This is a genomic window from Sphingomonas hengshuiensis (genome assembly GCF_000935025.1).
Taxonomy (GTDB): Bacteria; Pseudomonadota; Alphaproteobacteria; order Sphingomonadales; family Sphingomonadaceae; genus Sphingomonas; species Sphingomonas hengshuiensis.
Window position 1 is genome coordinate 4,116,479 of the sequence record NZ_CP010836.1, and the last position, 14,606, is coordinate 4,131,084.

Below are 14,606 nucleotides of genomic sequence, written 5' to 3' on the forward strand. Positions count from 1 at the left end.
AAATGGCGCTGCTCACGCCGCCGCCCGCAATGCCGAGGCGCGGCAGAGCAGCACGCGCCCGCTCACCACCTTCACCGGCACCGTCGGCGTACAGCCCTTGTCCGCGCCCTGCGCAGTGCCGGTGGCGAGCGCGATGCTCCAATTGTGCAGCGGGCACGCGACGCTATGGCCATGGACGATCCCCTGGCTCAGCGGCCCGCCCTTGTGCGGGCAGCGATTGACCAAGGCGAACACCTGGTTGTCGCCGGTGCGGAACACCGCGATCTCGTCGCCCCCGGTGACGGGAACGGTACGCGATCCGCGCACCGGGATCTGGTCGAGCCAGCCGATATCGAGCCAGTCCGCGGTCATGCCATTGCTCCTTCGGGGCGGAATTCGGCCATGTGCGCGTGCTGGCGCGCGTCATCGGCGACGCGCTCGGACCAGGGATCGTCCTGGCTGAAGCTCTGCGAGAACAGGAACCGCGCCGCCAGCGCATCGCGCCCTTCGACATCCTCGGCGATGCGTTCGCGAATATAGGCGATGCCGACGCGCTCTATCCACGGCGCGGTCCGCTCCAGATAGCGCGCTTCCTCGCGATAGAGCTGCACGAAGGCGGCGCAATGGTGCATCGCCTCGGCCTCGGTCGCGACCTTGCACAGGAAATCGGTGGCGCGGACCTTCATCCCGCCATTGCCGCCGACCGAGAGTTCATAGCCGCTGTCGACGCAGACCACGCCGAAATCCTTGATCGTCGCCTCGGCGCAGTTGCGCGGGCAGCCGGACACCGCGATCTTGAACTTGTGCGGCATCCACGACCCCCAGGTCATCCGCTCGATCTTGATCCCCAGCCCGGTCGAATCCTGCGTGCCGAAGCGGCACCATTCGGACCCGACACAGGTCTTCACGGTGCGCAGCGACTTGCCATAGGCATGGCCCGAGACCATCCCCGCAGCGTTGAGGTCGGCCCAGACCGCGGGCAAATCCTCCTTCCGGATCCCGAAGATATCGAGCCGCTGCCCGCCGGTGACCTTGACCATCGGCGCGTCGAACTTCTCGACGACATCGGCGATCGCCCGCAGTTCGCGTGGGGAGGTGATCCCGCCCCACATCCGCGGCACCACCGAATAGGTGCCGTCCTTCTGGATGTTGGCATGCATCCGCTCGTTGACGAAGCGGCTCTGCTGGTCGTCGACATAGTCGCCCGGCAGCGCGCAGAGCAGATAGTAGTTGAGCGCGGGACGGCACGACGAGCAGCCATCGGGCGTGCTCCAATGGAGCTTTTGCATCACCTCAGGGATCGAACGCATGCCCTGCGCGACGATCTCGCGGCGGACGTCGTCATGCCCGAAGCTGGTGCATTTGCACATCGTCTTCGCCCCCGCCTCGACCTGGTCGCCGAGCGTGAGCGCGAGCAGGCTCTCGACCAGCCCCGTGCACGAGCCGCACGACGCCGATGCCTTGCAGCCCGCGCGGACCGCGTCGAGCGACCTCGCCCCCTTGGCGATGCAGGACACGACCTGCCCCTTGGAAACGCCGTTGCAGCCGCAAATCTCGGCCGTGTCCGAGAGCGCCGCAACGGCCGCCTTAGGGTCCGCCTGCCCCCCTCCGGAGGCGAAGGCCTGGCCGAAGATCAGCACGTCGCGCAGGTTTGCGATGTCCTCCTGCCGCTTGAGCAAGTCGAAATACCAGCCGCCATCGGCGGTGTCGCCATAGAGGACCGCGCCGACGATGCGGTCGTTCTTGACCACGACGCGCTTGTAGATGCCGCGCGCGGCGTCGCGCAGCACGATATCCTCGGCGCCGTCCCCGCCCGAGAAATCGCCCGCGGAGAACACGTCGAGCCCCGCGACCTTGAGCTTGGTCGAGGTGACCGATCCGCGATAGCCGCTATGCTGCTCCACCAGCCCATCGGCCAACGCGCGGCACATGTCCCACAAAGGCGCGACGAGGCCATAGACAATGCTCTGATGCTCGACGCACTCGCCGACTGCGAGCACCGCAGGGTCCGACGTGACCATATGATCGTCGACATGGATGCCGCGCCCGATCGCCAATCCGGCCTCGCGCGCCAGCCGGACATTGGGGCGGATGCCCACCGCCATCACCACCAGGCTTGCCGGGATCAGCGTCCCGTCCTTCAGCCGCACGCCCTCGACATGGCTCTCGCCGACGATCTCGGCGGTGTCGGCGCCGGTCAGGATCGTCTGCCCCCGCGCCTCCAGCGCGGTCTTGAGCAGCCACCCCGCGGCTTCGTCGAGCTGCCGCTCCATCAGCGTGGGCATGATGTGGAGCACGGTGACCTTCATGCCCCGCAGCGTCAGCCCGTGCGCCGCCTCCAGCCCGAGCAGCCCGCCGCCGATCACCACGGCATCGCCCCCCGCATCGGCCGCCGCGAGCATGCGGTCGACATCGGCCATGTCGCGAAAGCTGATCACGCCGTCCAGCATGTGCCCCGGCACCGGGATGATGAACGGGTCCGAGCCGGTGGCGATCAGCAGCCGGTCATAATCGACCGCGCGCCCCGATGCCGACACGACCCGCCGCGCCTGACGGTCGATCGATACCACCGGGTCGCCCGCGACCAGTTCGATCGCGTTGTCGCGATACCAGTCCTGGCCGTTGAGGATGATGTCCTCGAACGTCTTCTCGCCGGCCAGCACCGGGGAGAGCATGATCCGGTTATAGTTCACATGCGGCTCGGCGCCGAAAATCGTGACGCGATACCGCGCCGGATCGCGCGCCAGCAGTTCCTCGACTGCGCGGCATCCGGCCATGCCGTTGCCGATCACGACGAGATGCGCGCGCTGCGGCGGGACGTCGGGCGATCCGCCCGTGTCTTCGCCGCCCCAATCGTTTCCTGAAAGCTCCATTTCGCCTGCTCCGAAACGCAAAAAAGCCGCCATGCGGGACCTCTCCGAAGAGAGGATCGCATGGCGGCTTTGCCAATCACCCTGACCGGGGCCTTGCGGCGTCCGGTCGATGTACCCCTGTTTCCCGTCCCTGGGAGCAGCGGCTATGTCCTGTCCGGGCAGCATTGCCCGATGAGTCGCATGATGCGGGCTTGCGCCGCATCAATCAAGCGTAATTTTGCACCGCAGCAAGACTTTACAGTGCCCAGTCGAATTGCAGCCATGCCTTGCGAGTGTCGGTCGCGAAACGATCGGCATCATATTGGGCATAGCGGACCGAAATCATCGTCTTGCCGAGCCTGCCGCTGGCGAGCAGATTCACTTCGTCGCCATAATGCCGCACCAGCCGATCGCTCTCGAAGCGGTGATAGGCGGCGTGGAGCGATACGCCCGTGAACGGCCCGAGCCGCTTCGCGTTGTACCCCAGATTCGCATAGAGATCGCGCACCCCGTCCGCCGGCGTCGTCAGGAACTTGTCGGCCCAGCCCTGGAACTTGAAGCCCGTCGCGAGCGGCGTCTGGAAGGACGTGAGCGCAACCCCCTTGTCGGCGCCCAGCACTTCATATCCGCCGCCCAGCCTGACGCCCGACACCTCGAGTCCGGCATCGACCAGCCTATAGTCCGCACGATAGTGGCTGGGGTTGCGGCGATAGTCGGATTGGGTGGCGTAGCTCGCCTGGTACGAAAGCTTCACCACCTTGGACAGCGCGTGCGTCCCCGCGAACCGCGCGCCATAGCTCTGGCTCGACAGGCGATAGCCCTGCACCGCGGCCTCGTCCTGATCGACCAGATAGGCGAACCCCGCGAGGGTGCCGATCGGGGTGGCATAGCTCAGAGTCGCGAAGAAATTCTTGCCGCCGACGTCCTGCTGCCGCGCCCCCACCCCGTCGACGCCCCAGATGGTGCGAACGTCCCAGGCATAGGTCAGGTCGGCCTTCAGCCCCTTGAGCGGCGTGATCTCCGCGCGCACCGCGTCGAAGGTCTGGGCATTGTCGCGAAAGGCGACATTGCCGACGAACCGCTCGTCGTCGAGGGCGATCTTCTGGCGCCCGGCGGTGATCGTCACGGCGCTCCGCCTATACTGAAGCTGCGCGAGATACAGCGCGACATTCTGCGGGTCGGCGATCAGCGGCCGCGTCGCCGCGCCGTTCAGCCCGTCATAATAACCGTCCACCGCGGCGAGCGTCCCCTGCGCCTGCACCAGCGCGCTCCAGGGACCGGTGGTGGCCAAAACCCCCGCACGGACGCGGATCGTCGCGGCATCGCTGGCATCGTTCGTCAGCCCGTCCTGCTCGGCACGCTCGTACCGGAGGCGCGCTTCGGCGACCGGCTTGACCGTCACCTGCTGGGCATAGGCGGGCCCCGCGACGACCAGAACGGTCGCCGCCCAAACTGTAATTCTCATGCGATTCCCCCCCTTTTGGGGGCGGGCGGCGCGATTGGCCGCCCGCCCGCGATCAGATGCGCGCGCCCGTGCTCCAGGCGGCACGCCACCGCGGTTTGACGACCATCAGCCCGGCCAGCGCCAGCACCGACAGCCCCGCGAAGATCAGGAACCCTGGTGAGAAGCTGCCCGTGAGTTGCTTCGCGAAGCCCAGCGAGGACGCGAGGTAAAAGCCGCCGATACCCCCGGCCATGCCGACCAGCCCGGTCATCACGCCGATCTCGGCCTGGAAGCGCTGGGGCACCAGCTGGAACACCGCCCCGTTGCCGGTGCCGAGCGCCAGCATCGCCACGACGAAGGTGGCGAGCGCGAACGCCACCGTCGGCGCCGCACTGACTGCGACCAGCGCCAGCGCTGCCACCACGAACACCATCGACAGCGCCCTGATCCCGCCGATCCTGTCCGCGAGCGCGCCCCCCATCGGCCGCACCAGCGACCCCGCGAACACGCATGCCGCCGTGCAATAGCCCGCCATGATCGGGGTCAGCCCGAAGCGGTCGGTGAAGTAGATCGGCAGCGATGCCGCGAGCCCTACGAACCCGCCAAAGGTGACGGCGTAGAACCCCATCAGCCACCAGGCGTCGGTCGATGCCAGCGGGTGGAAATACTCGACGAGCTTCTTGGGCGCCGGCGCGTCGGGCGCGTCCTTCGCCATCAGCATATAGGCGACGAACACGATCGCCAGCGGAATGCACGCCAGCCCGAGCACGGCGTTCCATCCAAAGATCTTGGCCAGCGTCGGCGCGAACAGCGCGGCAAACACCGTGCCCGAATTGCCCATTCCGGCAAGCCCCATCGCCTTGCCCTGATGCTCGGGCGGATACCAGCGGCTGGCGAGCGGCAAGGCGATCGCGAAGCTGGCGCCGGCAAAGCCCAGGATCACGCCCAGCGCCAGCGTGCCGCCAAAGCTGTTCACGCCCAGCAGATAGGCCGACATCAGCCCGGCGATGACGATGATCTGGCTGATCGCGCCCGAACGCTTCGGGCCGATCCGGTCGACCAACAGCCCGTTAACCACCCGGAGCAGCGCCCCCGCCAGCGTCGGGGTCGCGACCATCAGCCCCTTTTCGGCTGCGCTGAGGTGCAGCGTCTTCGCAATTTCGGGCGCGAGCGGCCCGAGCAGCACCCACACCATGAAGGCGAGATCGAAATAGAGAAAGGCGGCGACCAGCGTCGGCACATGCCCGCTGCTCCAAAAGCCTTTTTCACCCGGGACTCGCGGCGCTTCCGCCCGCGTATCGCGCGCCCCAAGGGCGGTTTGAACACTTGCTGCCATCGTCATTGGCCTTGCTCCCCCATGCCGCGCAGGCACGAAAAAAGCCGCTTCCGACCCGCCGCCCTTGCAGGCGGCGATCGGACAGCGGCTTTGCTGTCTCATGGTGGAATGCCCCGCCTCCATCGGCGCGACATTCCGGTGACGTCTCCCCGTCCCTGGGCGACCCCTATAGGGTGCGCGGGTTGGGCGTTGTTCGCAAGTGCAAAAATTCAGCCGCGCGAAACCGGTGGTTCGAGCGCGCGCAGATAGTCCGAAATCGCATCGGGATCGAACACCCGACCGTCAAAAAACCTATCCGGCGCAAGCGTTAAGCTGCCCCGGTGACTCCCCGCGCGCAGCGGTTCGCTAAGCGCGCCTTCCACCTTCATGCTCGCGCCCGGCATCGGGGTGCCCTCGCTCGCCAGCGCGCGCCGATACAGGTCCGAACGGAACACGCCCGCCGCCACGCGCTCCGAGTCGCGGCTCGCGGGCAGCATCCCCCAGCGGACGAATTGCGAGTAGATCCACAGCGCCTGGCTCCGCCACGGAAAGTTCGCCGCGCCGCGGTGGAAGACCATGAAATCGGGTATCTCGACCGGCTCGGTCCCCTGGCGCAGCGGCATCCGACCCGACAGCGCCTGCGCGATCAGCGGCGCCGGCTGGCCGACATATTCCGGGCGCGCCAGCAATGCCGCCAGCGCATCGCGATGGGCCGGATCGTCGCACCAGGCCGCCGCCCTGGCCAGCGCACGGATCAGGCGATCGAGCGTCTCCGGATTGGCCTCGGCCCAGTCGGCGCGAGTCGCCAGCACCTTCTCGACCCCCCGCTTCCAGATCGTGGCGCCCGCCGCCGCGATCTCGCCGATCCCCGCATCGACGGCGACGCTGCTCCACGGCTCGCCCGCGATGAAGCCGTCAATCTCGCCGGTGCGCAGCGCCTCGGTCATCAGCGAGGGCGGCAGCACGCGCAGCGTCACGTCGCGATCCGGATTGACCCCCGCAAAGCCCAGCCAATAGCGCAGCATCAGCGCGTGGCTGGAGAAACGGTGGACGATGCCGATGATCGGCTTGCGATGGTGCAGCCCGATCGCCGCCGCGAAATCATGCGCCGTCGCCTCGGGATCGTCGATGCGCCGGCGCGGCACGGGATCGAGCGCGGCTGCGAACGCCGCCGAGAGCGTGAGCGCGTTGCCATTGTCGTTGAGCTTGAACGGCGCGGCGATCGCGCACGGCGCCTGGCGCATCCCCAGCGATACCGCCACCGCCAGCGGCGCCAGCAGATGCGCCGCCTGGACCTGGCCATAGACCAGCCGGTCGCGCACCGTCGCCCAGCTCGTGTCGCGCACCAGGCTGAGCGCCAGCCCTTCGGCTTCGGCAAAGCCCAGCTCGGCGGCCACCACGATCGGCGCGCTGTCGGTCAGCGGCAGGAAGGCGATCGAAAGCGGCGTCATTCCTTGCCTCCCAGCAATCCGGCGGCAGTGATCAGCGCGTCGGCGACCTCCGCGATTCTGCGCCCCTGGTTCATCGCGGTCGAGCGGAGCAGGGCATAGGCCTCGGCTTCGCCCAGCTTGCGGCTCTGCATCAGGATCGCCTTGGCGCGATCGATCGTCTTGCGCTCGGCGAGTTCGGTGCGCGCTTCGGCAAGGTCCGCCTGCAGCTTCGAAAAAGCATGGAAGCGCCGGATCGCCAGGTCGAGGATCGGCTTCACGCGCTCCTTGCGCAGCCCGTCGACGACATAGGCCGAGACGCCGGCATCGATCGCCGCGCCGATCATCGCATCGTCGGACTGGTCGACGAACATCGCGATCGGCCGGGCCAGCGCGCGGCTGACCGCCAGCATTTCCTCCAGCGAATCGCGGCTCGGATTGCCGAGGTTCATCAGCACGACATCAGGCGCCATCCGCTCCAGCCGCGCGACGAACGCCCCCTGCGCCAGCACCACTTCGATATCGTCGAAACCAGCCTCGCGCAGACCTTCCTCCAGGATGGTCGCGCGCAGCCCGCTTTCATCGATGATCGCGATCCGCAATTTTCTCTTTCTCGCCCAGTCGTCTGGCACGTCATGCTGCACCTGCGAGTATTCGACAAGGTTTTCGGACGCGTTCTGTGGCGCCGTGTGCCGGGGCGCACGCCCTGACGGCCTCGCGCGGGTTGCGCCCGGCGTCGCGACCGATCATCAGGCGACGATGCCTGCCCCAGATCAGCCCAGTTTCACGGTGGACGGCAACCGCCTCACGATGTTGACCGACGGGCCCGAGCGCATGGCGCAGCTTCTCGCGCTGATCGACGGTGCGACGCGCTCGCTGCGCGTGCTATACTATATCTATGTCGACGATGCCGCGGGCGCCGCGGTGCGCGCGGCGCTGATCGCGGCGGCGCGGCGCGGAGTGGCGGTCCAGCTGATCGTCGACGGGCTGGGGAGCGAGCCCGCCGCGAGCCGCAATTTCTTCGATCCGCTCGAGGAAGCGGGCGTCAGCGTGTGCCGGTTCGTGCCGCGCTGGGGGCGGCGCTATCTGTTGCGCAACCACCAGAAGCTGGCGCTCGCCGACGAAGCGCGCGTCATCATCGGCGGTTTCAACATCGAGGACAGCTATTTCGGCACCGCGGAGCAGGCCGCCTGGCGCGATCTGGGGCTGCTGGTCGAAGGGCCGGCGGCGGGGCGGCTCGTCGGCTATTTCGACGCGCTCATGCGATGGTCCGAACGCGAACGTCCGCCGATCCGCGCGCTCACGCGGACGCTCCGGAGCTGGAGCGAGCCCGAGGGCACCGCCCGCTGGCTGCTCGGCGGCCCGACCCGGCGGCTGTCGCCCTGGGCGCGCACGGTCAAGCGGGACATGGACCGCGCGCGTCGATTCGACCTGATCGCCGCCTATTTCGCCCCCAGCCCCGCGATGCTGCGCCGGCTCGACCGCATCGGGCGCCGCGGGCGCGTGCGGGTGGTGCTGCCGTCGAAGATGGATCATGGCGCGGCGATCTGGGCGGCGCGCTTCACCTATGCCGGGCTGTTGCGCAACAAGGTCCGGATCTTCGAATATCAGCCGACCAAGCTGCACACCAAATTGTTCGTGATCGACGATATCGTCCATATCGGCTCGGCCAATTTCGACATCCGCTCGATGTACCTCAACGTCGAACTGATGCTGCGGATCGAGGATGCCGCCTTCGCCGCGCATGTCCGCGCCTATGTCGAGGGCGAGATCGCACAATCGGAACGCATCACCCGCGAAGTCTACCGCGAACGAACCGGTCCCTGGACGCGGATCAAGCAGTTCGCCGCCTATTTCGTGATGGCAGTGCTCGATTATAACGTGACGCGACGGCTAAATTTTGGCCCGGAGCGCCGGAGCTAACCGCCCACCGCCTCCAGCGCGAACGCAAACCCCTCGCGCTCCAGATGCGCGCGCAGCGGCGGTTGCAGCTCGGGATCGGCGAGCTCGAACTCCACTGCGACCTGCGTCGTCTTGGCGTCGATGCTCATCAGCGTGCGGTCATGGACGACGGTGTTGATATTGCCCCCCATTTCCCCAATCGCGCTGCACAGCCGGCCCAGGCTGCCGCTGGTATCGGGCAGCTGCGCGACCAGCCGCAGGATCGTGCCCTCGCGCAGTTGCTGGCGGCGCAGGATCGCCGAGAGCAGCCGGTTGTCGATATTGCCGCCGCACAGGATCAGCCCGACGCGGCGCCCGCGGAACCGCGCCGGATCGGCGAGCACCGCCGCCAGCCCCGCCGCGCCGGCGCCCTCGGCCAGCGTCTTCTCGATCTGGAGGAGCAGCGTGATCGCCGTCTCGATCCGCGCCTCGTCGACCACGGCGATGTCGTCGACCAGCGCGTCGACATGCGCGCGGGTGCGGGTCCCCGGCACTGCGACGGCGATCCCTTCCGCGATCGTCGCGCCGCCGGGCACGCCCTGCCCCCAGCGCCCGGTCGCTGCCGCCATCGAGGGGAAGAGCGCGCTTTGCACGCCGATCAGCTCGGGCCGCCGCGCGCTGCCGTGCACCACCGCACCCACTCCCGAGATCAGCCCGCCGCCGCCCACCGCGATGACCATCGCGTCGAGATCGGGCTGGTCGCGCAGCATTTCCAGCGCCACCGTCCCCTGCCCCGCAATCACCCGGTCGTCGTCGAACGGGTGGATCAGCGTCGCGCCGCGCTCCGCCATCAGCGCGGGCAGCGCCGCCGACGCCTCGGCGAAATCGCGCCCGGCCAGGATCACCTCGGCGCCCAGCGCGCGGGTGCGCGACGCCTTCACCGCCGGGGTGCCCACCGGCATCACGATCGTCGCGGGGACGCCCAGCCGCCCGGCATGATAGGCGACGCCCTGCGCATGATTGCCCGCGGAGACCGCGATCACCCCCGCCGCGCGCTGCTCCGGGGTGAGCAGCAGCAGCGTGTTGAGCGCGCCGCGCTGCTTGAAGCTGCCGGTATATTGGAGGTTCTCGAACTTGAGCCAGATCTCCGCGCCCGTAAGCTGCGACAGCGTCTGCGAGGGGAGAAAGGGGGTGTCGGCGACCTGGCCGGAAAGCCGCGCGGCGGCGGCCTGGACGTCATCGATGGTAACAAGTGGGGCAGTCATGGCGGTTCCTCGACAGAAGACCGCAGGACGTGCCCGAACGCCGGGTTTGCCATGACGGCCACATCCCTTCGCGACTGGAAGGCGCCACCTTGCCCGGAGCAGGTTGGCGTCGGGCGGGTGCCCGACTCTTGATGCAGCGTCCTGTTGGCCGATCCGGGGGCGTGTCGTCAACCGTCCGCCACCTCGCGGACGATAGCTAGAGTCTTTTGCAAAATCACATCCGCGACTCTGCAAAGGGCTTTACCCCATGGCTCCGGCGAGCATCCGGCGCGATCGATCGGCGGCGCCCGCGATCACCGCCAGCGCCTCCGCGACCTCGGCGGGGTCGACGCTGTCGCGCGCGCACCACCGGATCGCGGCGGCGGTCGCCATCACGATGCTCTGCAGCTGGTCGCGAAACCCGTCGGGAAGCATCGGGTCGCAGGGCGGATACCGCCCCGCCGGGCCGTTCGCCTGGGCGATGATCGCCACGATCGCGGGGTCGGCGCTCCATTCGCTACTGGAACAAGGCGCCGCCCCCGGCGCCGGGCACTCCATCCTTTGGTCGATCATGTCGATGCTTTCCCACCTGAGTCGTGCCGCATCATCGGCGCAACCGGGCGCGACGCTAAGCCCCGATCGGGGGGATGCCACTCACCTGAAAGGGTCTAGGCGAATGCCACTCCGGGGTGCGAAGAAGGCGCACTATCCTTTGACCCGGGCCCCGTAATGCATCCGATCGACCTGCCCGCCCCGCCTCCCGCCGATCCCGGCGCAGGCGCGCCCATTCGGATCCTGATCGCCGACGACCATCCGATGCTGCGCGAAGGCGTGTCGGCGGTGATCGAGATGCAGCCCGACATGGCGATCGTCGGCGAGGCGCGCGACGGCGAGGAGGCGATCGAGCGGTTCGAAGCGCTGCGCCCCGACGTCACGCTGATGGACCTGCGGATGCCGGGCACCAGCGGCGTGACCGCGATCGAGGCGATCCGCAAAAGCCATCCCGAGGCGCGGATCATCGTGCTGACGACCTTCACCGGCGACGCGCAGGCGCTCCATGCGCTCCGCGCCGGCGCGGCGGGCTATCTGCTCAAGAGCAGCCTGCGCCGCGACTTGCTCGATGCGATACGCAGCGTCCATTCGGGCCGCCGCCACCTCCAGCCCGAAATCGCCGCCGATATCGCGTTCCACGCCATCGACGACCCGCTCTCGCCGCGCGAGATCGAGATCCTCCAGCTGATCGCCAATGGCAACGCCAACAAGGAGATCGGCCGCACGCTGCAATTGTCGGAAGACACGATCAAGTCGCACATCAAGAACATCTTCGCCAAGCTGTACGTCAGCGACCGGACGCATGCCGTGACCGTGGCGGCACGGCGGGGCATCATCGACCTTTGACGCTGCGCGCAGCCCTTGCGGCGCTCGCGGCGGGGCTGGCCGGGCTGTTGCTGGCCGGGGCGGCGCGTGCGGGCTCGGTGCCGCTCGTCGAGTATAAGCATGTCGGCTGGTCGATGGAGGACGGCGCCCCGAACCGCATCAATTCGATTGCCCAGACGACCAATGGCTATCTCTGGCTGGGCGGGGTCGAGGGGCTGTTCCGGTTCGATGGCGTGACGTTCGAGCCGATCCGCCAGACCGGGCCGGATGGCGAGCGGATGGTGGTGTCCGCGGTGCTCGGCGCGCGGAACGGCGATCTGTGGGTCGGGCTGGCGCGCGGCGCGGGGGTGCTGGTGTATCGCGGCGGGCGGCTGCTCGATCCGCGCATGCCCGATCCGTCGCGCGAGGTCACCGATCTGGCGGAGGATCGCGACGGCGCGCTGTGGGTCGCGCGCGGGGGGCGCAGCCGCAACACGCTGGCGCGCTATTGGCGCGGGCATTGGGAAGAGATCGGCGCCGATTGGGGGCTGCCCGAACAACCGGTGTGGCAGATGCTGTTCGGGCGCGACGGCACGATGTGGGTCGTGCTTAACGACACGGTCGTCCGCCGCCGCCCCGGCGCGCGCCGCTTCGAGCCGACCGGCGAGCGGGTCCTGCGCCGCGCCGCGCTGGCCGAGGATGCGCAGGGGCGGATCTGGGTCTCGGACGGCAGCGGCACGCGCACGCTGCGCAGCGGGCCAGATGCGCGCTGGCTGACGCGCCGCTACGACCATGACGCCGAAGTCGGCGGCAGCAGGATGGTGTTCGACCGCCGCGGCGATTTGTGGAGCACCACCTGGACCGACGGCATCTTCCAGATCGCCGCGCCGGGGTCCGCGCCGGGCGATGGCGGGCGGATCGCGACGTTCCGCGCGTCCGATGGGCTCAGCTCGGACCAGACGCATGCCGTGTTCGAGGATCGCGAAGGCAATATGTGGATCGGCACCGAGCTGGGCCTCGACATGCTGCGTCCGGCCAGCGTGATCGTCGAGACCGGAATCCCCGCCAACTCGGCGCGCGGCTATCGCATCGCCTCGACTGCGGACGGCAGCGTCTATGTGTCCGATACCGGCAATCTGTACCGCATCGCGCCGGGCGGGCGCCCGCAGCGCATCTTGCGCACCGCGCCCAACACGCCGGGAACGCTCTGCGCGGCGCAGGACGGCGGCGTCTGGCTATCGCTCCGCGACGAAGTCATCCGCGTCGGCCCGGACGGTCGGCGGACGCGCACCCTTCCCAAGCCGGGCGGTGCGAGCGGCTATGGCTGTGCCGAGGACCGGCTCGGGCGGCTGTGGTTCACTGGGCTCGACAAGGGGCTGTTCTGGCATGCGGGGGGCGGCTGGCATCGCTGGCCGGGGCTGTCGTCGGCGGACGGGCTCCCCGCCAACGCCGCGATCGATGCCAGCGGCGTCGCAGCGATCCTGTTCCGCGCGCCCGCGCCGATGCCGGTGCAGACCCCGTTCATGCCCCTGATGCGCGAACGCTTCGGCATTGGTGGGCTGGAGGGCGTGCTGCCCGGCCAGGCCGCGCTGTATGTCGGCGCGGCGCAGGGCATGGCGCGGATCGCCAATGGTCGCGTGCAACTGGTGCGCGCCGATCGCTACCCGCTGCTCGCCTCGATCAACGGGCTGGTCCAGACGCCGGCGGGCGAGACCTGGACGATCGGCGATTCGGGCATCCTGCGCATCGCCACGGCGACGCTGGATCGCGCCTTTGCTACGCCCGGCGCGCCGCTTCCGCTCCAGCGCTTCGATTTCCGCGACGGGATGAACAGCTTCGTCCAGAAATCCTCGGTGGGGCAGGCGGCGGGGGGCGGCGACGGGCGGCTGTGGTTCCTTGCCCGGCGCAACGTGCTGCGGATCGATCCCTCGCGGCTGGCGCGCAACACGCTGCCCCCGCCCGTGGCGATCCGCGCGGTGACGGTCGGCGCGACGCGCTATCGCGATCCGACCGCGATCACGGTTCCGGCCGGGACGACCAGCCTGACCATCGCCTATACCGCGCTCAGCCTGTCAGTGCCCAGCCGGGTGGCGTTCCGCTATCGGCTGGAGGGGATCGACAAAGGCTGGATCGATCCGGGAGCGCGACGCGAGGCGGTGTATAGCGGGATGGGGCCCGGCAGCTTCCGGTTCCAGGTGATCGCCGCCAATGATGACGGGGTGTGGAACCCGACCGGCGCGACCGTCACGGTCACGATCCCGCCGACCTTCTTCCAGACCTGGCTGTTCCGCGCCGCCTGCCTTATCGGGTTCGCGCTGATCCTCTGGGCGCTCTACTCGCTGCGGCTGCGGCACCTCGCCGACCAGATCCGTGGCAAGCTCGAGGTGCGCGTCGCCGAGCGCGAGCGTATCGCCCGCGAATTGCACGATACGCTGCTGCAAAGCGTCCAGGGATTGATGCTGCGCTTCCAGTCGGTCGCCGACCACATCGCCGACGAACATCCGGCCAAGCCGGTCATCGACCGCGCGCTGGAACGCGCCGACCAGATGCTGGTCGAAGGCCGCGACCGCGTGCGCGACCTGCGCGCCGCCGACCGCCGCAGCCTGGAAGTCATCCTCGATGAGGTTGCGCGCGAACAGCCCTTCTCGTCCGCGACAACGGTGGCGATCACGAGCGAGGGCACGCCGCGCCCGATCCAGCCGCTGATCCTCGACGAGATCGTGCGGATCGCGGGCGAAGCGCTGTTCAACGCCGCGCTCCATGCGCGCGCCAATCACGTCCAGGTCGGCATCGCCTATGGCCGCACCCGGCTGTCCGTAAGCTTCCGCGACGATGGCGTCGGGATCGACGCCGAGCGGCTGGTCCGCGCCGGTCGCGAGGGGCATTTCGGGCTGATCGGGATGCACGAGCGCGCGCGCAAGGTGGGCGCGACGCTGACGCTGGACAGCACTGCCGAATTCGGAACCACGGTGACGTTCAGCCTGCCCGCGGCAGTCGCCTATCTACCCGCGCCGCGCCGGTCCTGGACGGCGCGGTTCTGGCGCCGGCGCCCGAACGGCGCGACGACGGGCTGAGCCCTTGCCCCGCTCGCGGCACAGGCGTAGCTCG

The 14,606-nt window shown here is 68.8% G+C and carries 11 protein-coding genes and 1 riboswitch; of the genes, 3 read left to right on the plus strand and 8 right to left on the minus strand.

What is annotated here, in order from left to right; translation table 11 throughout:
- Positions 1-12: 12 nt before the first annotated feature.
- From nirD to TS85_RS18640, 6 genes are all read right to left on the minus strand, one after another.
- Complete coding sequence (gene nirD / locus TS85_RS18615; protein ID WP_044334226.1) at positions 13-351, minus strand: nitrite reductase small subunit NirD; 339 nt, start codon at positions 349-351, stop codon at positions 13-15.
- Complete coding sequence (gene nirB, locus TS85_RS18620) at positions 348-2,852, minus strand: nitrite reductase large subunit NirB (RefSeq protein ID WP_044334228.1); 2,505 nt, start codon at positions 2,850-2,852, stop codon at positions 348-350. The genes nirD and nirB overlap by 4 nt, the downstream gene beginning before the upstream one ends.
- Positions 2,853-3,087: 235 nt before the next feature.
- Positions 3,088-4,296: a hypothetical protein gene (locus TS85_RS18625; RefSeq protein ID WP_044334230.1), complete on the minus strand. Its 1,209-nt coding sequence runs from the start codon at positions 4,294-4,296 to the stop codon at positions 3,088-3,090.
- A gap of 52 nt (positions 4,297-4,348) precedes the next feature.
- Positions 4,349-5,617: a nitrate/nitrite transporter gene (locus TS85_RS18630; RefSeq protein ID WP_407082089.1), complete on the minus strand. Its 1,269-nt coding sequence runs from the start codon at positions 5,615-5,617 to the stop codon at positions 4,349-4,351.
- Positions 5,618-5,820: 203 nt separating this feature from the next.
- A complete protein-coding gene (locus TS85_RS18635) occupies positions 5,821-7,041 on the minus strand; it encodes a CmpA/NrtA family ABC transporter substrate-binding protein (RefSeq protein WP_044334232.1) in 1,221 nt (406 codons plus the stop codon).
- Positions 7,038-7,619: an ANTAR domain-containing response regulator gene (locus TS85_RS18640; RefSeq protein ID WP_044334234.1), complete on the minus strand. Its 582-nt coding sequence runs from the start codon at positions 7,617-7,619 to the stop codon at positions 7,038-7,040. The genes TS85_RS18635 and TS85_RS18640 overlap by 4 nt, the downstream gene beginning before the upstream one ends.
- A gap of 157 nt (positions 7,620-7,776) precedes the next feature.
- On the opposite strand from TS85_RS18640, the gene TS85_RS18645 reads away from it, so the two are divergent.
- Positions 7,777-8,940: a phospholipase D-like domain-containing protein gene (locus TS85_RS18645; RefSeq protein ID WP_044336616.1), complete on the plus strand. Its 1,164-nt coding sequence runs from the start codon at positions 7,777-7,779 to the stop codon at positions 8,938-8,940.
- Here the strand turns inward: TS85_RS18645 and TS85_RS18650 are convergent.
- Together TS85_RS18650 and TS85_RS18655 are read right to left on the minus strand one after the other, a co-directional pair.
- Positions 8,937-10,163 carry a threonine ammonia-lyase gene (locus TS85_RS18650; protein WP_044334236.1) on the minus strand — a complete coding sequence of 409 codons (1,227 nt, stop codon included), beginning with the start codon at positions 10,161-10,163 and terminating at the stop codon, positions 8,937-8,939. The genes TS85_RS18645 and TS85_RS18650 overlap by 4 nt on opposite strands.
- A gap of 32 nt (positions 10,164-10,195) precedes the next feature.
- Positions 10,196-10,303, minus strand: a riboswitch (SAM-I-IV-variant riboswitch).
- Positions 10,304-10,403: 100 nt separating this feature from the next.
- Entirely contained in the window at positions 10,404-10,715 is a 312-nt protein-coding gene (locus TS85_RS18655) for a hypothetical protein (protein ID WP_044334238.1), read from the minus strand.
- Between the two features lie 156 nt (positions 10,716-10,871).
- Here TS85_RS18655 and TS85_RS18660 point away from each other — a divergent pair, with 156 nt between their 5' ends.
- Together TS85_RS18660 and TS85_RS18665 are read left to right on the plus strand one after the other, a co-directional pair.
- The gene (locus TS85_RS18660) at positions 10,872-11,540 is read left to right on the plus strand and encodes a response regulator transcription factor (protein ID WP_044334240.1); all 669 of its coding nucleotides are present in this window, start codon (positions 10,872-10,874) and stop codon (positions 11,538-11,540) included.
- Complete coding sequence (locus TS85_RS18665) at positions 11,537-14,572, plus strand: sensor histidine kinase (RefSeq protein WP_044334241.1); 3,036 nt, start codon at positions 11,537-11,539, stop codon at positions 14,570-14,572. Before TS85_RS18660 ends, TS85_RS18665 begins: the two co-directional genes overlap by 4 nt.
- Positions 14,573-14,606 lie beyond the last annotated feature (34 nt).